The 18,656-nt window shown below is 73.1% G+C and carries 14 protein-coding genes; 8 read left to right on the forward strand and 6 right to left on the reverse strand.

The genetic code is table 11. The annotated features are described in order from the left end of the window. Positions 1-218: 218 nt before the first annotated feature. The 3 genes from ACWDAK_RS13645 to ACWDAK_RS13655 form a co-directional block, all read right to left on the reverse strand. The gene (locus tag ACWDAK_RS13645; protein WP_344637711.1) at positions 219-1,316 is read right to left on the reverse strand and encodes an ADP-ribosylglycohydrolase family protein; all 1,098 of its coding nucleotides are present in this window, start codon (positions 1,314-1,316) and stop codon (positions 219-221) included. A gap of 318 nt (positions 1,317-1,634) precedes the next feature. Beyond that, positions 1,635-1,844 carry a hypothetical protein gene (locus tag ACWDAK_RS13650; protein WP_344637710.1) on the reverse strand — a complete coding sequence of 70 codons (210 nt, stop codon included), beginning with the start codon at positions 1,842-1,844 and terminating at the stop codon, positions 1,635-1,637. A gap of 96 nt (positions 1,845-1,940) precedes the next feature. Continuing rightward, positions 1,941-2,933 (reverse strand): TetR/AcrR family transcriptional regulator C-terminal domain-containing protein, encoded by a 993-nt coding sequence (locus ACWDAK_RS13655; protein WP_344637709.1) that lies wholly within the window; start codon positions 2,931-2,933, stop codon positions 1,941-1,943. 169 nt (positions 2,934-3,102) lie between these two features. On the opposite strand from ACWDAK_RS13655, the gene ACWDAK_RS13660 reads away from it, so the two are divergent. Next, a complete protein-coding gene (locus ACWDAK_RS13660; protein WP_344637708.1) occupies positions 3,103-4,296 on the forward strand; it encodes an FAD-dependent monooxygenase in 1,194 nt (397 codons plus the stop codon). Positions 4,297-4,553: 257 nt separating this feature from the next. Beyond that, positions 4,554-5,213, forward strand: coding sequence for an ATP-binding protein (locus ACWDAK_RS13665; protein ID WP_344637707.1), 660 nt, complete (start codon positions 4,554-4,556; stop codon positions 5,211-5,213). A gap of 105 nt (positions 5,214-5,318) precedes the next feature. Here the strand turns inward: ACWDAK_RS13665 and ACWDAK_RS13670 are convergent, their stop codons facing one another. The 3 genes from ACWDAK_RS13670 to ACWDAK_RS13680 all read right to left on the reverse strand — a co-directional run bounded on the left by ACWDAK_RS13670 (position 5,319) and on the right by ACWDAK_RS13680 (position 8,176). Beyond that, entirely contained in the window at positions 5,319-6,545 is a 1,227-nt protein-coding gene (locus ACWDAK_RS13670; protein WP_427393364.1) for a cytochrome P450, read from the reverse strand. A 67-nt stretch (positions 6,546-6,612) separates the two neighbouring features. Beyond that, complete coding sequence (locus ACWDAK_RS13675; RefSeq protein ID WP_427393365.1) at positions 6,613-7,977, reverse strand: NAD(P)/FAD-dependent oxidoreductase; 1,365 nt, start codon at positions 7,975-7,977, stop codon at positions 6,613-6,615. Beyond that, positions 7,967-8,176: a ferredoxin gene (locus ACWDAK_RS13680; protein ID WP_344637704.1), complete on the reverse strand. Its 210-nt coding sequence runs from the start codon at positions 8,174-8,176 to the stop codon at positions 7,967-7,969. The genes ACWDAK_RS13675 and ACWDAK_RS13680 overlap by 11 nt, the downstream gene beginning before the upstream one ends. A gap of 367 nt (positions 8,177-8,543) precedes the next feature. Between ACWDAK_RS13680 and ACWDAK_RS13685 the strand changes: the two genes are divergently transcribed. From ACWDAK_RS13685 to ACWDAK_RS13710, 6 genes are all read left to right on the forward strand, one after another. Then, positions 8,544-8,939, forward strand: coding sequence for a hypothetical protein (locus ACWDAK_RS13685; protein ID WP_344637703.1), 396 nt, complete (start codon positions 8,544-8,546; stop codon positions 8,937-8,939). Between the two features lie 85 nt (positions 8,940-9,024). Then, positions 9,025-9,384 carry a peptidase inhibitor family I36 protein gene (locus ACWDAK_RS13690; protein ID WP_344637702.1) on the forward strand — a complete coding sequence of 120 codons (360 nt, stop codon included), beginning with the start codon at positions 9,025-9,027 and terminating at the stop codon, positions 9,382-9,384. A gap of 311 nt (positions 9,385-9,695) precedes the next feature. Beyond that, positions 9,696-11,927: an ArnT family glycosyltransferase gene (locus tag ACWDAK_RS13695; RefSeq protein WP_427393366.1), complete on the forward strand. Its 2,232-nt coding sequence runs from the start codon at positions 9,696-9,698 to the stop codon at positions 11,925-11,927. 343 nt (positions 11,928-12,270) lie between these two features. Then, the gene (locus ACWDAK_RS13700; RefSeq protein WP_427393367.1) at positions 12,271-13,758 is read left to right on the forward strand and encodes an MFS transporter; all 1,488 of its coding nucleotides are present in this window, start codon (positions 12,271-12,273) and stop codon (positions 13,756-13,758) included. Between the two features lie 157 nt (positions 13,759-13,915). Further along, positions 13,916-15,187 carry a condensation domain-containing protein gene (locus tag ACWDAK_RS13705; RefSeq protein ID WP_344637699.1) on the forward strand — a complete coding sequence of 424 codons (1,272 nt, stop codon included), beginning with the start codon at positions 13,916-13,918 and terminating at the stop codon, positions 15,185-15,187. Positions 15,188-15,517: 330 nt separating this feature from the next. Further along, positions 15,518-18,637, forward strand: a complete 3,120-nt coding sequence (locus ACWDAK_RS13710) for a non-ribosomal peptide synthetase (RefSeq protein ID WP_427393368.1) — start codon at positions 15,518-15,520, stop codon at positions 18,635-18,637. The last annotated feature ends 19 nt before the right edge of the window (positions 18,638-18,656 follow it).

The following is an 18,656-nucleotide window of genomic DNA, read 5'->3' on the forward strand; positions in this document are numbered from 1 at the left end:
TCCCGCTCGGGACGATCAGTTTCGAACACCCAGGGAAGCTAACAGATCATGCCTCTGACCTGCGAATATGCCAAAGTTAGTTCGGTTAACGGGCCATCCACGCCAGGTGTCAGCCGGGCCGTACCACCGAAGCCACTGCCGACGGGTGGCGTGCCGGTACCACCCGACGAGAACCCGTCGGATGGTGTCGGCCCGGCCCCGGAGAAGCTGGTGTCCGGTCAGTAGTTCCAGACCCGCCCGCTGCCCGGGTTGACCTCGGCGGCGAAGTCGTCCGCGAGCAGCGTCAGCACGGCGCGGCCCTCGATCCGGGTCAGCCAGTCGTGCGGAAGGCGCACGTCCCCGTGGCGTGCGCCGAGCAGGTTGCCGCAGATGGCCCCGGTGGAATCGCTGTCGCCGGAGTGGTTGACGGAGAGCAGCAGCGCGGCCTCGACGGTGCGCCCGGCCAGCGCCGCGTAGAGCGCGATGGCCAGCGCCTCCTCCGCGATCCAGCCCGCACCCAGGCTCTCCACCATCGAAGGGGTCGGATCGCCCTCGGCTGCGAGGTCGATCGCCTTGCGCAGCGCGGCGGTTGTCTCCTCGTGGCCCGGATAGCGGGCGAGGACCTGCATCGCCCGCAGCGCGGCGCCCTCCAGGCTGTCTCCGTTGACCAGGCGGCTGATCATGGCGGCGAGGGCACCGGCGGCGTAGTGACCGGTGGGGTGGCCGTGGGTGATCTGGGCGCAGCGGGCGGCGAGCTCGAAGGAGGACTGCGCGCCGGCTCCGGTGAAACCGAAGGGTGCGGAGCGCATGACGGTGCCGCAGCCCTTGGAGTCGGGGTTCACCGGCCCGGGCGTTCCGTCGAGCCCGCCCCACGGCTTCGGGGTGTGGGCCTCCCTGAGACCGGAGAGGCACGCGTTGCCGGGAGCCCGCCGCGCGTACAGCCAGGTCTGCTCGCGCAGCCATCCCGAGTGGTGCCGCAGGCTGCCGTCCCGGGGCGGCGGGGCGGGGTGGTTCTGGGTGTCCAGCCAGCGCAGGTAGGCGTCCATGACCATCGCCGTCTCCGCCCCGCCGATGCCCTTCGCTGCGGCTCGGCGGTAGGCGCCCAGGACCCCTTCGGCGGTGAAGAGGGTCATCTGGGTGTCATCGCTGATCCGTCCGGTCACACCTTCGTGGTCCGGAACGAGACCGGTGACCCCGGCGGCTCCGAATCTCTCCCGGATCGCCCCCAGGGAGAGGAACTCGATCGGATACCCGAGGGCGTCCCCGATGGCCCCGCCGAGCACACAGCCCCGGATCCTGGAGCGGTACGCCACCAACTCGTCCCATGACTGGTACATCCTCGAAACCCCCGTAATCCACTGGTCATCACGCTTGCGCCTGCCACATGCTAGAGGTCGGCGGTCTCGCCACCGGCCCTCGCCGACCCCGTTGCTCAGGGGACGGTTGACCGTGTCGGGGCCGGCCCCGGCCGTGTCGTGACCGCAGCACGGCGTGCACGGTCCACCAGCAGCACTGTGGCAGCTCCACCATCCGCCGGTGCGGGGTCACAAGCGTCTCCGGGCAGGCAGGAGTACCCGCCTCCGCCGGGCCGGGGCGGGCACTGTGCGCGAGGTGCCCGTCCCCGTCGGCCGACGGGGACGGGCCTGCCGGTGGGATCAGTTGGCGCCGGTCGAAGTGATGGCCGGGGCGCAGGTCTTGGGTGCGGCGTCGTGGTGGCCGGCCAGCCAGAAGCCGACCAGGAGGCCCGCGACCGCCAGTACCTTGTGCCGGTTCTGCTTCCACCACGACGGTGATCCGGCTGCCATGAAACGCAGTTGGGCGTACTCCGGATGCTCACGGGGCGGGGCGTCCCTGAACAGTCCCATCTCTGGTTAACCTCCGCTCACTACGGGCGAGTTCATGACGATACGCCCCATTCCTCCTTGATCGCTGGGATTAAGTGCGGCTCGCGGAAAGCGGCGTCAACGCTGCCGCTCGAGGAGCACCGCGATGCCGTCCAGAATGCGCTGCAGGCCGAACTCGAACAGGCCGTCGAGGTCGAAGTCGTACCCGACCTCGATGAGCCGTCGCATGTTCGGGAAGTCACCGGCGGCCAGGATCACGTCGAGCGCGGGCTCCTGACTGTCCAGCCACTCCTCGCCGTCGAGGCCGGTGAGCGCCTCCGCGTCCATCTCCAGCTCCAGATTGACCGCGGTGCCCCGGACGTAGTTGAAGAGCATGAGGTGCGCGGTGAAGACCGTCGACAGGTCGAGACCGTGGCCGTCCAGGGCGGCGAGTGCCCATTCGGTGTACGGAATCGCGCCGGCGATCGGCTGCGGACGGGTCACCGAGAGGGCCGGCGCCAGCCAGGGGTGCCTGCGGAACATCGCCCACAGCATCCCGGCGGTGAGTTCGAGCCGTTCCCGCCAGCCCTCCGGCGGCTCCTCGGGCAGCGGCGACTCGGCGAAGACCCGGTCCATCATCTGCGTCAGCAGGTCGTCCTTGTCGGCCACGTGCCGGTACAGCGACATGGTCGCCACCCCCAGCTCGGCCGCCACCCGGCGCATCGAGACCGCGGCGAGCCCTTCCCGGTCGGCGACCTCGACGGCCGCGGCGACGATCCGCTCGGATGCGAGCGCGCCTTCCGGTCCGCCCCTTCGCCGGCTACGCGCCGCCCGCTCCCCGGCCCCGGCAGCAGGCCGGACAGGGGCCTCGGCACAAACCGCGCCAGGAACCGGGCCGGGAGCCGCGGCGCAGACCGCGACGACGGTGCCGACACCCGGCACGGCACGGACCAGACCCGCCTGCCGGAGTTCGGTGAGGACCCGGGTGGCGGTCGCCATCGCGACTCCCCACTGCCGGGTGATCTCACGGGTCGAGGGCACCCGGTCACCCGGCGCCAGCTCACCCGACTCGATGCGCCCGCGCAGCTCCGCGACGATCCGGCTGTAGCGCGGCATGTCCTGTTTCTCCACGTCTCCCTCTCCGCACTAGTGCACCTCGGATGGCAACGCCAGCTTAGCCGCAGCACCGAACGGCACCAAGAAGAGCCATCCGCACTAGTGCACTGGATTGCCAACTTCCCTAGTCAGAAACGGTTTTAGGGCTTGCATAGTGCACTGCGTACGCCATACATTCTGCTCTATGCAGAACACCGAGATCCTTGTCTCCGGCGGCGGCATCGCCGGACCCGCGCTGGCGTACTGGCTACGCAAGGCAGGCTTCACCGTGACCGTGGTCGAACGGGCACCGGCTCCCAGGCCGGGCGGCCAGACCGTGGACCTGCGGGGCGCCGGCCGTACCGTGATCACCCGGATGGGGCTGATGGACCAGGCCCGGGCGCTGAGCGTCGACCAGCGCGGCCTGGCCCTGGTCGACGCCGCCGGCCGGTTCACCGCCCGGATGCCGGAGGACAGCTTCGGCGGCGAGGGCATCGTCTCCGAGATCGAGATCCTCCGCGGCGACCTGGCCGACCTGCTCCACCAGACGACCCGCCACGACGTCGAGTACCTCTTCGACGACACCATCACCGGGCTTGACCAGGATGCGGACGGAATCACCGTCACCTTCGAGAAGTCCGCCCCGCGCCGCTTCGGACTGGTGGTCGGCGCGGACGGACTGCACTCGGTGGTGCGCGCTCTCGCCTTCGGCCCGGAGTCGGAGTACGTCCGCCCGCTCGGCGTCCACCACGCCTGGTTCACCGCCACCGAGGCCATGGAGCTCGACGGCTGGTACCAGATGTACAACGCCCCCGGCGGACTCGTCGCGGCGGCTCGGCCGGGCCGCCTCCCCGGCGAGGTCAAGGCCGGGCTCAGTTTCCGCTCCGCCCCGATCGCCTACGACCGCCGCGACACCGACGCCCAGCGGGAGTTGCTGGCCCGGCGGTTCGCCGGCGCCGGATGGGAGGTCCCGAGGTTGCTGCGGGCCATGCGCACCGCACCCGACTTCCACTTCGACTCGATGGGCCAGGTACACCTCGACACCTGGTCACGCGGCCGCGCGGTACTCCTCGGCGACGCCGGATACTGCGCGACGCCGCTCACCGGTCTGGGCACCAGCCTGGCCCTGGTCGGCGCCTACGTACTGGCCGGCGAGCTGGCCGCGGCCGACGGCGACCACCGCGTCGCCTTCCGCAACTACGACCGGATCATGCGCCCGTATGTCGACCAGGCGCAGGAACTGCCGCCCGGCGGCGCCAAGGGGTTCGCACCGTCCAGCGCGCTGGCCATCCGCCTGCGGGCCGCTTCGATGCGCTCGATGACCCGCTGGCCGATGCGGAACCTGATGGCCGCGCAGTTCGCCAAGGCCGGGAACATCACCCTGCCCGAGTACGCGTAGCCCGTGCTTCGCCGTCCGTACCGGTCACCAGGTGGTGGCGGGCGATCGCTGAGCGGCTCGCCCGCCCAGCGCCTTTGGCAGGAGTCGGCGTCCACGCCCGGCAACCGCCGACCGGTTGCTCCTGCGAGGCGGAGGCGGTGCCGAGGCGGGGCGGCGATCGTCGGATCCCCGGCCGGGACCCGCCGTCCGCGGTTGAGCCGGCCATCGCCGATGATTGGGCCCGGATCGAGTGCGTGGACGCGATGGACGGGTTGGGGATGGAAGCACTGAACGAGCAGGCCGCGGTACGGGAGCGGCCGGGGGTGGTGGTCCGTCCGCGCGGGTTGGTGGATCTGCGGGGGCGGGCCGGCGATCCGGTGACGCTGTCGTACCAGCCCGGTTCCGTGGTGGTGGTCTCGGGCCTGCCCGGGGCCGGCAAGAGCACTCTGCTGCGGCGCTGGTCCCGCAGCGCGGCGGTGGTCGACCCGCGTGCCGCCCACGTCGCCTGGCAGGCCGTCATGCCCGGATGGCTCCCGTACCCGGTGTACCGTCCCGGGGCGCGGCTCGACTACTTCCTGCGGCTGAACGCGCGCGCCCGGGGCGGGGATCCGCTGCTGGTCCACGACTGCGGCAGCCGGTCCTGGATGCGGCGCTGGCTGTCGCTGACCGTCGGGCGCAGTGGGCGTGAGCTGCACCTCGTGGTGCTGGACGTCGGCACCGCCGAGGCCATCGCCGGCCAGCGGGCGCGGGACCGGTGGGCGTCCCGCCGCGTCTTCGCCGGGCACCGGCGCGGACTCGGCCGGCTGCTGCACGGGCTCTCCCGGGACGGTATGCGTACCGTCCCGGAAGCGGCCTCGGTGGTGCTGCTCGACCGGGTGTCCCGGGAACGGATGGCGGCCGTGGAGTTCCCGGCTGGGGCTCAACCTGCCCGGGCGTAGCCGACCGGGGGCAATGTGCGCCCGGGTACGGCTCCCGCCGGTCACCTGGTCGGCCGCGCCCGGACCGAACCCGGCCGGTCCGCTGCGCCCTGAAGCGTCCGCCGCTCAGTCCTTCAGGCCGGCGAGTTCGAGTGGCAGATGGCGGGGGCCGCGCAGGACCGGGCTGCGCCGGAACGGGGGCGGGTCCTGGAGCAGTCGCGGGCCGTCCAGGCGGCGGACGAGCTCGGTGAGCGCGATCTGGGTCTCGATCCGGGCGAGCGGCGCGCCGAAGCAGCTGTGAACGCCGCTGCCGAAGCCGAGGTGCTGGTTGTCCTTGCGGGTCGGGTCGAAACGGTCGGGTTCGTGGAAGCGCCGCGGGTCACGGCTGCCGGAGGCGAGCACCAGGATGACCGGCACGCCCTTGGGGATGGTGACCCCGGCCACCTCGACGTCGGTGAGCGCGGTGCGCTGCGGCAGCAGATGGACCGGAGGTTCGTAGCGCAGCAGCTCCTCCACCGCACTCGGCATCAACTCGGGTTCACCGCGCAGCAGTTCCAGTGCCTCGGGGTGGCGCAGCAGGGTGAGTACGCCGTTGGTGATCAGGTTGACGGTGGTCTCGTGTCCGGCGAGCAGCAGCAGGACGGCGGTGGCCATCAGCTCCGGGCGGGTGAAACCGCCCTCGGGTCCGGGGTCGTTGACGAACGCGGAGAGCAGGTCGTCGGAGGGCTTGCCCCGGCGGCTCTCGGCGAGTGCGCCGAGGTACTCGCCCATGGCCTTGCGGGCTGCCAGGCCCGCGCGCTGGCGTTCCTCCGCGTTGCTGTCGGGGCTGGGGTCGAAGCCCGCGATCACCGTCTCCGTCCAGGCGTGGAACTTCGGTTCGTCTTCTCGCGGCACGCCCAGCATGCGACAGATGACGGTGACCGGGAGCGGGTAGGCGAAGTCCTCGACCAGGTCGATCCGGTCGCGCCCCCGCAGCGCGTCGATCAGCCGGGTGGTGATGTCGGTGATCTCATCGTGCATGGCGTCGACCCGGCCGGGCGAGTGGGGCGGCCCGAAGGGCCGCATGGCGATGTTGCGCAGCCGCTCGTGCTCGGGGTCGTCGCGGCCGATGAAGGAGACCTGCACGTCGGCCTCCCGGGACGCGAGCAGGTCCGGGACGGTGCGGTTGCGGCGGTCCGAGCTGATCCTCGGGTCGTGCAGCAGCCCGGCGATCTCGTGGTAGGTGCCGACCAGGTAGCTGCCGTCGTCCTGGCGGACCACGCCTGCTTCGCGGAGCTCGGCGTAGAGCGGGTACGGGTCGGCACGGTTGGCGTAGTCGGTGATCCGGCGGAACAGGGTGTCGGCGGCGGCCATGCGCGGGGCTCCTCGGCGGTGGCGTCGGTCTCGGGTGTCGCGGGGCTCGGCCGCGGTGTCGCGGGGCTCAGCCGCCCCAGTGCCTCAGGGTCAGGCGGAGATCGGGCAGGTGGCCGGTGAGCGCGACGGTCGGGCCGTGCGAGAGCACCTTCGGGTCGGGCACGTCGGAGGGGACGGGCGTGTGCGTGGAGGGCTCGACGGTGGCCGGCTCGGGCGGGAACGGTGCGGCGGTCTGGATCAGCCGCTCGTAGTAGGGCAGCCACTTGGCGCGGTTCACGCTGACGGCGGCCGTCACCCGGCCCCGGTAGCCGTACACCGCGACGAACCGGCGTTCCTCCAGCGAGCCCTGGGCGAGGACCACCTGGTCGGAGAAGGTGGGCACGCCGACGGACTTGATGTTGAGGCCGAACTGGCTGGACCAGAAGGCCGGCACGGCCAGGTGGGGGCGCCGCAGCGGTCCGGGGTTGACCATGTTGTGGGCCGCCACCTCGGCCTGCGCGACCGCGTTGCCCCAGTGTTCGAGGGAGATCAACTGGTACTCGAACAGGGGGTGCGGGAAGCGGGCGACGTCGCCGGCGACGAAGACGTCGTCGGTGACGATCCCGTACATGTTGAAGGCGCGGCAGCCCGCGTCGCAGGCCACACCGCGCGGGCCGGCGGCGAGCCCGGTCTCGGCCAGCCATTCGGTGTTGCGGACCGCGCCCAGGGCGACCACGGCGACGTCCGCCTCGATCCGGGTGCCGTCGGAGAGTTCGGCGCCGGTCAGCCTGCCGTCGCTGCCGTTCAGCGCGGTGACGGTCACCCCGCAGCGCAGGTCGACCCCGTGGGCGAGCTGGAGTTTGGCGGCGAGGGTCGCGAAGGACTTGCCGAGGGCGCCGACCAGGGGCGCCGGGCCGCGCTCGGCTACGGTCACCTCGAGGCCGCGCTCCCGGCAGGCCGAGGCGATCTCCGAGCCGGTGAATCCGGCACCGATCACCAGCACCCGTCTGGGCCCGGCGTCGAGGCGTTCGGCCAGGCCGGCCGCGTCCTCGGTGGTGCGGAGGGTGAACACCCCGTCGAGCGCTCCCTCTTCGGCGTTCGGCCAGGGCCTGGCCCGGGTCCCGGTGGCGATCAGCAGCCGGTCGTAGGGCAGTTGCTCGCCGTCGGCGAGCAGGAGGTGCCTGGCGATCGGGTCCACCCCGGTGGCGCGCACACCGAGCTTCCACTTGGCGTCCACCTCGCGGCGCCGGGGCAGCGTGGTCTCCTCGGCGCGCACCCGCCCGAGCAGCACCTGCTTGGACAACGGCGGCCGGTCGTACGGGAGTCGGCGCTCATCGCCGACCATGGTCAGCTCGCCGGTGAAGCCCTCGTCGCGCAGCGTCTCGGCGGCGCGCAGGCCCGCCAGCGAAGCTCCGACGATGACGATCCGGCCGCTCTTCAGGTCATCGGGCATCGGGGCCCGCCTCCTCCTCGACCAGGATGGCCTGCACCGGGCAGGCCGCGGCGGCCCGACGGACCCGCTCGCGCTCGTTCTCGGGTGCCAGTGGGGTGTACAGCAGGGCCTCCTCGCCATGCAGCTCGAACACCTGCGGCGCGAGGAACGCACACTGCGCATAGCCCTGACAGCGGTTGAGGTCGACGACGATCTTCATCCCGGGTCTCTCCTCCCAGCACGGCGTCTGCGTCCGTCCTACCGCCGCCCGGCCGCCAGCGCGGCCGGTGCTGCTCCGCGCGAGGGTTCACGGAGAGTGGGGTCCGAACGCGGGGACCGCGCGGCCGACCCGTTTCGACCGGGCCCTACCGGCCGTGCGGCTACCCGCGGCTTGGACCCTGCGCGGTGCCGGCCAAGGGTCGGGGCAGCGGCCTCGGCACCGGTGCTCACCGGGGGTTTCCCTGTCGTCCGTGGCGAGGGGAAACGGGAAACCCATGGACCGGCCCCAAGCCGGCGCCGACGCTGCTGACAGCGGACGATCCGCCCGGATCGCCGCGAAGCGAAGTACCTGAGCACAGGAGGAAGACATGGCTGTGGGAAGGAAGTTCGCGGTGGCCCTGGCCGCCGCCGCACTCACCGCGGGACTCGGCGCCGCCGCGCCCGGGGCCACCGCTGCCGCCCCCGTTCCGGCCGCCGCCGGGGTGCGGACCACCGCCGACTGCAGCGTCCACAGCGACGGCAAGCTGTGGTGCGGCAACAAGGCCGGGGCGAACGCGTACGCGGACCGCTCGTACGGCTCCGCGGTGCGCGGGCGCCTGCTCACCACGTACAGCTGGTTCGCCTGCTGGGGCCACGGGGACCGCCACCCGGGCGGGAACGACATCTGGTACTGGACCCAGACCGATGACGGCCCGTGGGGCAACGTCCCCGCGGTGGACATCTACACCTCCGTCGACCCGGCGCCCGGCCTGCGCGAGTGCTGACCACTCAGCGCTGACGGCGGGGACCGCGGCCCTCGCGGTCCCCGCTCCCCCGCCCCTCGACGATCACCACCACGAAGGAGTCCCCGTGAAGCTGCGTTCCTGGGCCGCCACCGCGGTCCTTTCCGTCACCGCCGTCCTGCTGCCCGCGGCGAATGCCGTGGCGGCTCCGACCGACGGCCCGCCCGGGTGCCCCGGCGGCTCGGTCTGCTTCTGGAACGGTGTGGACTTCCGCGGCTACGGCTGGGAGTGGACGGCCGGCAGCGGCTACCGCGATCTGCCGTCCGAACTCCACGACAACGTGGGCTCGTTCGTGGCGGACACCGACGCCTGCTTCATCAACTGGAATCCGAAGGAGACCCGGCAGGTGCGCAGCGGCGACTGGCGCCGCTCCTACGAGGACGACATCGGCGGCCGGATCGACGGCGTCAACGGGGGCAACTGCTGATCTCCGCCCCGCCCCCGGGGCCCGCGCCTCGTCCTGCCGTGGAGGCGGCGGGCCCCGGCGGACCGGATCGGGGTCTGGACGCGGGCCGTTGTCGCAGGTCGCCCGGGCACGGTCGGCGACGTGGTGGCCGGTGCTCTGATCGCCGCGTACCACCGCTCGGTCAGGGCCACCCCGCGCCACTACCTGAGGCAGCTGGTCCTCATCCTGAGCAGCGGACTCCGTAGGCCGATCGGCGTGCGGAAGGTATAAAATCACCCAAACCTGCGCGCTGCGGCCGCTGTTCCGCACGGGCGCGGCCGATGGTGCGGCTCATGGCCACAGATACGCTCACCGAGCCCCGGACTCCCGATCCCCTCTCCCCCCACCTCCGCAGAGCTCCGTGGAAGTCCCCCGATGGACAGCCCGGATACGCCCGCCCGGTGCTGCTGGGCATCGCCGGTGTCGCGGCCGTGCTGTTCGCCTGGCGCATCAACCACAGTCAGTACCACGGCTTCTACGCCGGCGCCGTACGCAGCATGACGGAGAGCTGGAAGGCGTTCTTCTTCGGCTCGTTCGATCCCGCGAACACCATCACCCTGGACAAGCTGCCCGGCTTCCTCTGGCCGCAGGCGCTGGCCGCGCGCCTGCTGGGCTTCCATCCCTGGGTGCTGACGCTGCCCCAGGTGGCCGAGGGAGTGCTGACCGTACTGGTGCTCTTCCGCACGGTCCGCCGCTGGGCGGGGGTCGACGCGGGTCTGCTCGCGGCCGCCGCCTTCAGCCTCACGCCGGTGACCGTCGGGCTGTTCCGCACCTCGGTCGAGGATCCCGCCTTCACGCTGCTGCTGGTGCTGGCGGCGGACGCGGCGCAGCGGGCGGCGCTCTCGGCCCGGCTGCGTTCACTGCTGCTGTGCGCGGTGTGGCTCGGGCTGGCGTTCCAGGCGAAGATGCTGGAGGCGTGGACGGTGCTGCCGGCGCTGGCCGCCGTGTACCTGCTCGCGGCGCCGGTCTCGCTCTGGCGGCGGCTGGGGCACCTGGTGCTGGCCGGGCTGCTGGCGCTGGCCGTGTCGGTCTCCTGGATGGCCGTGGTCACCGCCGTCCCGGCCGGGCACCGTCCGTTCGTTGACGGCAGCACGGACAACTCGGCGATCAGCATGGTGGTCGGCTACAACTTCCTGAACCGGTTCTCCGCCGTGGGACTGAACGCGGCGGACACCGGGAGCGTGGTGGCGGTCCGTGGTGGGCCGCGTCCGTCCGCGACGGGCACCTCGCCCACGGCGTCCCCCTCCTCGGCTGCCGGTACGGGGTCGGCTCCGGCTACGGCTCCCGCTCGGCCTGCGGGTACGACCTCGGCTCCGGCCACGGCTCCCACCGCGACGCCGACCGGCGCCACCGCGGCCGCCGGTACGAGCGGCGGCTCGCAGGACGGCGGCTGGACCAAGATGTTCGGCCGTCAGTTCGCGCCGCAGACCGGCTGGTTCTACCCGTGGGCCGCGCTGGCGCTGCTCTGCGGCCTGCTCTGGCGGCGGCGCGAACCGCGTACGGACGCGCTGCGGTCGGGCATGGTCCTGTGGGGGACGTGGCTGGGGCTGTTCTTCCTGGTGTTCAGCGCGGGCAGTGTGGGCAGGCACAGCTACTACATGGGCGTGGTCGCCGTCGCACTGGCGGCGCTGAGTGGCGCGGGTGCGGTGCTGATGTGGCGGGAGTTCCGCTCCGAGAGCAGGCGGGCGTGGGCGCTGCCTGCCGCGATCACCGGCACCGTCCTGTGGCACGTCTTCCTGGCCACCCGGTTCCCGGACTTCCTGCCGTGGCTGGCGACCACCGTGCTCTCGCTCGGCGGGCTGGCGCTGGGCCTGCTCGGGCTGGCCCGGCTCGGCGAGGTGGCGGACCAGCCCGGGCAGCCGGGGCACCCGGATCGCCCGGCCGGTCACCGGCTGGTCCTAGCGGGCGGGCTGGCGGCGGCCATCGCGGCGGGTCTGGTCGCACCGGGCGCCTGGGCCTCCTCGGTGCTGACCGCGAAGCACGGCGGCTCCAGCATGGGCGCCGTCGGCCCGTCGGACACCCCGCCGGCGGCCGCCGAGCAGCCGCGGCGCCGGGTCGACAGCAGCACGAGCGGCAACTCCACCGGGCGGCTGACCGCCTCGCAGCAGGCTCTGCTCGGGTATCTGCGCGCACACCGGAACGGCTCCGCCTACCTGTTCGCGGCCTCCAGCTGGGGCGGCGCCTCACCGTTCATCCTGGCCACCGGGGAGAAGGTCCTACCGATGGGCGGCTTCACGGGCCTGGCACCCTCGCCGACGATGCCGGAGTTCCGGCGGCTGGTGGACACCGGAGCGGTGCGCTACGTCCTGCTCGGCAACAGCCTCACGCCCGGCTCCGCACCCACCGGCGGCCCGGACGGTTCCGCCGCGTCGCAGATCCGGTCCTGGGTCCGGTCCAGCTGCGCCGAGGTTCCGGCCGGAGAGTACGGCGTCGGCGCACCGTCCACCGCACTGGGCGACTCCCGGACGCTCGACGACGACTTCGCGACCCAGCAGCGGCTCTACGCCTGTGCCCCGACCCGCTGATCCGTTTCCGTTCCCGACTGGACCTGCATCTATCACATCACCTTCACAAGGAGATGAATAGTCAACAACAGTCCATCCGATCCGGCCATATCTGAAAGCGTCCGTCCGATGACTGGACAGGGACCGCCCGGATAGCGGACAGGAATCTGGACACCGGCTAGATCGTCGCCGAACCAGTCAGGCCACGGGTTCTCGGCGACTCACCGGCGACCCGACCGTCCGCACCACCGCGCCGCGACCGTCCGTCCCCCGCACGGCGGGCGGTGCGTGGCCGGGTCGGCAGAAGTCCGGATTCATTCCCACTGGTTGGCCTTCGTAGGGTTTTTCGTCGAAAGTCGCACAGGTGAACGCCTTTCAGCGCCTCTTGGCAGGTGAGGCCTTACGACACCGTGATTTCCGGTTCCTGCTGTCCGGAGCTGCCGCGAGCCAACTCGGCAGCCAGGTGACCCTGGTGGCCCTGCCGTTGGCCGCCGTGCTGGTCCTGAACGCCTCACCGCTCCAAGTCGGCCTGCTCACCGCAGCCGAGACCGCGGCCTTCCTGTTGGTCGGCCTGCCCGCAGGTGCCTGGGTGGACCGGATGCGCAAGCTTCCGGTACTGATCCGCGCCGACGTGGTGCGCTGCCTGGCGGTGGGCTCGGTCCCGGCGGCCGCGGCCGCGGGTGTGCTGACGATGGTCCAGCTGTACGTGGTGGCCCTGGTCACCGGTGTGGCCACGGTGTTCTTCGACGTCGCACACCAGTCCTTCCTACCTCGGCTGCTGCCGCAGCGGCAACTGGTCGAGGGCAACGGCGCGCTGGAGACGGTGCGATCCACCGCCCAGGTCGCCGGTCCCGGGCTCGGCGGCGGACTGGTCCAGCTGCTCGGCGCCCCGCTGGCCATCGTGGCCGACGCGATCGGCTACCTCACCTCGGCCCTGCTGCTCCTGCGGATCCGCGTCCAGGAGTCGCGCCCCGAACCGGCGCCCGACCGGTCGTTGCGGGCGGACATCGCCGAGGGCGTCTCGTTCGTCCTGCGGCACCCGCTGCTGCGGATCATCGCGGTCACCACCGCCGGATCCAACTTCTTCTCCGCCCTGCTGGCCGCGGTGCAGACCGTCTTCTGGGTCAGGGTGCTCTCGCTCTCGCCCGGCACCATCGGCCTGCTGCTGTCGGTGTCGGCCGTCGGCGGTCTGGCCGGGGCGCTCTGCGCCGGGCCGCTGGCCGCGAAGGTGGGGCAGGGCAGGCTGATCTGGCTGTCGATCGCGGTCAGTTCACCGTTCGCGGTGCTGTGGCCACTGTCCGCCGGGAGCACCGGCGCGGTGCTGTTCGGCGCCGGGTCGGCCGTGGCACTGTTCGGCGCCGTGGTCTACAACGTCGCCCAGGTGAGCTTCCGTCAGACCATCTGCCCGCCCGCGCTGCTGGGCCGGATGAATGCCACCATGCGCTTCCTGGTCTGGGGCACCATGCCGCTGGGCGCACTGGCCGGCGGCGCCATCGCCGCCGCGGCCGGGCCCAGGACGGCGCTGTGGGTGTGCGCCGCGGGGTTCCTCGCCGTGCCGGTACCGGTACTGCTGTCGCCGCTGCGGCGGATGCGGGACCTGCCGACCGGGGACGCGACCGAGAGCGAGTCTGCCGCCGAGGGCGCGTACGCGTCCGAGATCGCGTCCACGTCCGTAACCGGGCGCGTGGCCGAGAGCGCGTACGCGACCGAAGCCGGGCACCTGACCGAGACCAGGTCCGTGGGCACAGGCGGCTCTGTCGCCGACAACCCCGGGGTCAACTCCGGGCAAAGAGTAGACGGCCGCACCGGGGAGCCGGACGTGGAACCCGCTTCCGTCCCACCCGCCCGCTGAGGGCACCGCCGCCCCGGTGCCGTCCCGCCCGTCCTGAACCGGGCGCCCGGGAACCACCACCGGGCCCGCCCCACGCCACAACGTCCGCTGGACCCGGCACCCCGGAACCACTCCCGGGACTGCCCCGAACCACCAGAGCCGAAGCGGAGATCCTCCCGTGCCCGCCAGCCTCACCGACGCCTATCTCACGCGCTACCGGTCCGCCCTGTCCTCCGCCGCCGACCCGGCCACGGCCACGCTGCTCCCGGTGACCGGCGCCCAGCGCCGGTTCCTGCTCGCCCGCCGGCTCGACCCGCAGGGCCGTCCCGACGTCGTACCGCTGTTCTTCGCCTACCCGCGCGGAACGGTCGACCCGCTCCGCCTGCACCGCGCCGCGCTCCGGGTCGCGGCCCGCCACCCGGCGCTGCGCGGCACCTTCACCGCCCTGCGCGGCACGCCTGTGCTGCGGCTCGGCGCTCCGGCCGCCGAGGTGCGGGAAGTCCCGGTGCCGCCCGGCGGTACCGCCGACGAGGCACTGCGCCGGGCGTTGCTGGAGTGGCCGGTGGACGGGCCCGCGCTGCGGCTGCTGCTGGCGCGCGGCCCCGAGCAGGACGAGGAGGTGCTGGCCGTCGCCCTGGACCACGCGGCCTGTGACGAACAGTCACTCGGCATCGTCACCGCCGACCTCGCCCTGGCCTACCAGGACGGCGCCCCGGCCGGCCCGGATCCGCGCGAGCTCGCCGCGGCCGTGGACGCCTACCGCGAGGCGGTCGAACTCCAGCTCGCCGCCGAGGCCAAGGCCACCTCGCCCACCGCGCACGCCCACTGGGCCGCCCGGCTCTCCGGCCTCGGCGCCGCTCCGGCGTCCGCCGGCGGCGACCAGCCGACCGGAATGCTGAGCCTCCGGCTGCCGGTGGGCGACGGCCCCGCGCACCGGATCGCGTTCCCCGCTCTGCTGGCGGCCGTCGCGACGGCCGCCTACCGGCTGTTCGGGACCGGGCGGGCGCTCGCGCTCGGCTACCCGTGGGGCGGTCGGCCCGCCGCCGCGCAGCAGGTGCTGGGCTGCTTCCTGAACACCCTGGTGCACCCGGCGGCCCCCGGCCCGGCCGACCTCGACGAGCTCAGCGCCTCGTGGTGGGACGACCTCGACCACGCCGACATGCCGTTCGACGAGGTGGTCCACGCCGCGCGGTCGGCCGGGGCGCAGTGGAGCGGGGCGCTGGACGGCCTGCTCACCTTCGAGGACCTGCAGCGACGCCCACCACTGGTGCTCGGCGGCGCGGAAGGCCGGGAGACGCATCTGGCCGGCCGTCCACTCACGGCCCCGTTCGCGGTGTCCGTCTCCCACGGCGACGACCTACTGGTCCGCCTCGCCTGGGACCGTGCCCACTTCACCGACGAAGCGGTCCGCACCGCCTTCGACGCCCTGCTCGACTCCCTGCACGGCTAGCGCGCCGACCGAGACCCGCACCGCCTCGGAAGCACGGCGAACCGCGCGGCATACCCCACAGCCGAGCCCGCCCGGCGAAAGCCGTCCACGAATCCGGCTCCCCGAAGCGCGCGGTAGCACGTGAACGACCCCGCGCCACCGCCGCCGCCCCCGCACCACCGTGGTCGGCCAGGCACCACCGTGGTCGGCCAGGCACGCCGCCCCCACCCCCGAGGCGCCGCCCGGCTGTCCGAAGACCCGATGACCCGTCACCTCCCGAGCCGCGACACGCCCCGACCGGGCGCCTGCCGCGGCGCCGGGAACTCCCGCCACAAGCAAAGGGATCCGTCCATGTTCACTCTCTCCTCCTCCCAGGAGATCGTCTGGCTGCACGAGCAGATGCTCCCCGGCAGCCGCGCCTACAACTTCACCGCCGCCCTCGACCTCTGGGGCTCGCTCGACACCGACGCCCTGCGCGCCGGCCTGGCCGCCGTGATCGCCCATCATCCGGGTCTGCGCCTGGAGTTGGTGCCCCAGCCCGGCGGACTCCCCGCCCAGCGGGTGCGGGAAGGGGCGGAGCCGCGCCTGCGCAGCAGCGACCTCAGCACCGAGGACGACCAGGAGGAGGCGTTCCGCCGCCTGCTGTCCGCCGAGGCCGAGGAGCCGCTGGACACCGGGGAAGCGCCGCTGCTGCGCTGGCACCTGGTCAGGCTCGGCGAGCAGCACCACCGCCTGGTCCACGTGGAGCACCACCTGATCCACGACGGCCACTCCTTCGCCGTCCTGCTGCGCGACCTGTTCACGGCGTACCGCGCGCACACCCTCGGCGAGCAGGCCGAGCTCCCGCCCGCCCGCTCCTACGAGGAGCACGTGCGCACCGACACCGACGGCAGCAAGGCGCAGGCCCGGGAGCTCAGCCTGGCGTACTGGCAGCGGGAGTTGCAGGACGCGTCGTTCGACTTGGTCCTGCCCGGCCTGAAGCGTCCGGGTGCGGTGCGCCGCCACCGGGGCGGCCAGCTGCGCCAGTCGATCGGCGCCGACCTCGCCGAGCGGCTGCGCGAGCGCAGCAAGAGCGACGGCCACACCCCGTTCAGCACGCTGCTCACGCTCTTCGCCGAGTTGCTGCGCAGGCACAGCGGCCACCACGAGCTGGTGGTGGGCACGGCGGTGGGCAACCGTCCGGTGGGCTTCGAGGGCACGGTCGGCATGTTCGTCAACACCGTGCCGCTGCGGATCCGCCTCGACGCGGTCGCGCCCGGTACCGACGCGGTGGACGAGGTCACCGACACGCTGCTGCGGGCGCTGCCCCACCAGGACGTTCCCGTCCAGGAGTTGACCCGTTCGCTGGGCCTGCACACCGGTGGTGCGGACAACCCGCTGTTCGACGTGATGTTCAGCGCGCACGACGCCGTGCTGCCCGAGGTGCAGGCACCGGGCCTGGAGATCTCGCTCTACGAGGGGTTCAACACCGGCACCACCCGGTTCGACCTGGACGTGGTGCTGCTGCCCGACGACCGCCGGGTGGTCGGCGAGCGGCACGGCGCCGCCGGGATGACCCTGATCTGGGACTACGACGCCGACCTGTTCGGCGAGCCGGTGGCGCAGCTGCTGGCCGAGCGCCTGCTGGACCTGCTGCGCGCCTACCTGGACGAGCCGCAGGCCCCGCTGTCCGCGCTGGGCGCGCCGGCGACGGCACCGGCCGGCCGACCGACCGACCCGGACCCCGCCCTGCTCGACCCGGCGGCCACGCAGGACCCGAGCGGCCTGGCGGTGATCGCGGGCGCCGAGCGGCTGACCTACGGAGATCTGGACCGCAGGGTCGGTGAGCTGGTCGAGCGGCTGCGGACGGCCGGGGTGACGCCGGGTCAGCCGATCGCCGTGCTGCTGCCCCGGGGAGTGGACAGCGTGGTCTCCCTGCTGGCCTGTCTGCGCCTCGGGGCGGTGTACGCGCCGCTCTCGCCGGAGGACCCGGCGGCCCGCCTCGGCCTGCTGCTGGAGCGGCTGGAGCCCGCGCTGGTGCTGGCCACCCGGCAGAGCGCGCTCGCCATGCCCTCCGACGGGCGCGTCCCCGCCCTGCTGGACGGCCCCGCGTTCCCGAAGGCCGAGCCGGCGGCGGTGCTCGACGGCGCCGCGTACGTCATCCACACCTCCGGGTCGACCGGTGTACCCAAGCCGGTGCTGGTGAGCCGCACCGCGCTGGCTGGCTACACCGGCGCGCTGGCGCAGCGGTACGGGCTGAGCACGGCGGACCGGGTGCTGCTGTTCGCCCGGCCGTCCTTCGACGTGGCGCTGGAGGAGGTGCTGCCCTCGCTGGCTGCCGGGGCGGCGCTGGTGCTGCCGCAGCGCGAGGTGCCGACCGGTCCCGAACTGGTCGCGGTTCTCGCCGCGCGCGGGGTCACCGTGGCCAACCTGCCGACCAGCTACCTCCTGGCCGTGCGGGAGGAGCTGCGCGAGGCGCTGCGGGACGGGCGCTGGTCACCGCGGCTGATCGTGCTGGGCGGCGAGCGGCTGCCCGCCGCCGCGCTGCGCCCGCTGGCGCAGGACACCTCGGCGACGGTGCTGAACGCCTACGGCGTCACCGAGGCCACCGTCACCTCGACCGTGCACGAGGTCACCGCGGCCGATCTGGCGGAGGGCATCGAGGAGATCCCGCTCGGGGCCGAGCTGGCCGGGACCCGGGTGCACGTGCTGGACCTGGGCCACCACCCGCTGCCCGCCGGCGCTATCGGTGAACTCGCTGTCTCCGGACCGGCATTGGCCGATCGCTACCTCGGACGGGACGAGGTCACCGCGGCCCGGTTCGTCGCGCCCGCCACGCTGGGCGGTGAGCGGGTGTACCTGACCGGCGACCGCGGCTACCGCGACCTGGACGGCCGGCTGTGGTTCCTCGGCCGCCAGGACAACCAGGTGAAGCTGCGCGGCTTCCGGATCGAGCTCGAGGAGATCGAGGCGGCGGCCTCCGCCGAACTCGGCGGCCGCTCCTGTGCGGTGGTGCTGGACCGGGACACGGCCGCCGACCCCCGGCTGGTGGGCTTCCTGGAGGGCGCCGAGCAGCCCGACCAGGCCGCGCTGCACTCCGCGCTGGCCCGCCGGCTGCCCGGAGCGCTGGTCCCCGGCACCTGGGTGGCGCTGGAGCAGATGCCGACGCTACCGGGTGGCAAGCCCGACCGGGCGGCGCTGGTCCGCCGGCTCGCCGAACTCCCGGCGCCCGGGGCCGAGTCGCCCGAGGAGCAGGTGGTCTTCACCGATCCCGCGCAGGCGCTGGTCGCCGAAGCGTGGCGTGAGGTCCTGGGCCACGACCGTTTCGGGCCCGACTCGCACTTCTTCGAGATCGGCGGGCACTCGTTGCTCGCCGCCCAGCTGGCCGCCTGGCTGGAGCCGCGTCTGGGCCACCGCCCGCCGCTGCGCGCCTTGTTCCAGCACCCCGTGCTGGCCGACCAGGCCCGCGCCCTGACGGGCGGCCGCTCGTGAGCGCCGTCCGCGTAACCAC

This window comes from Kitasatospora sp. NPDC001175 (assembly GCF_053598215.1).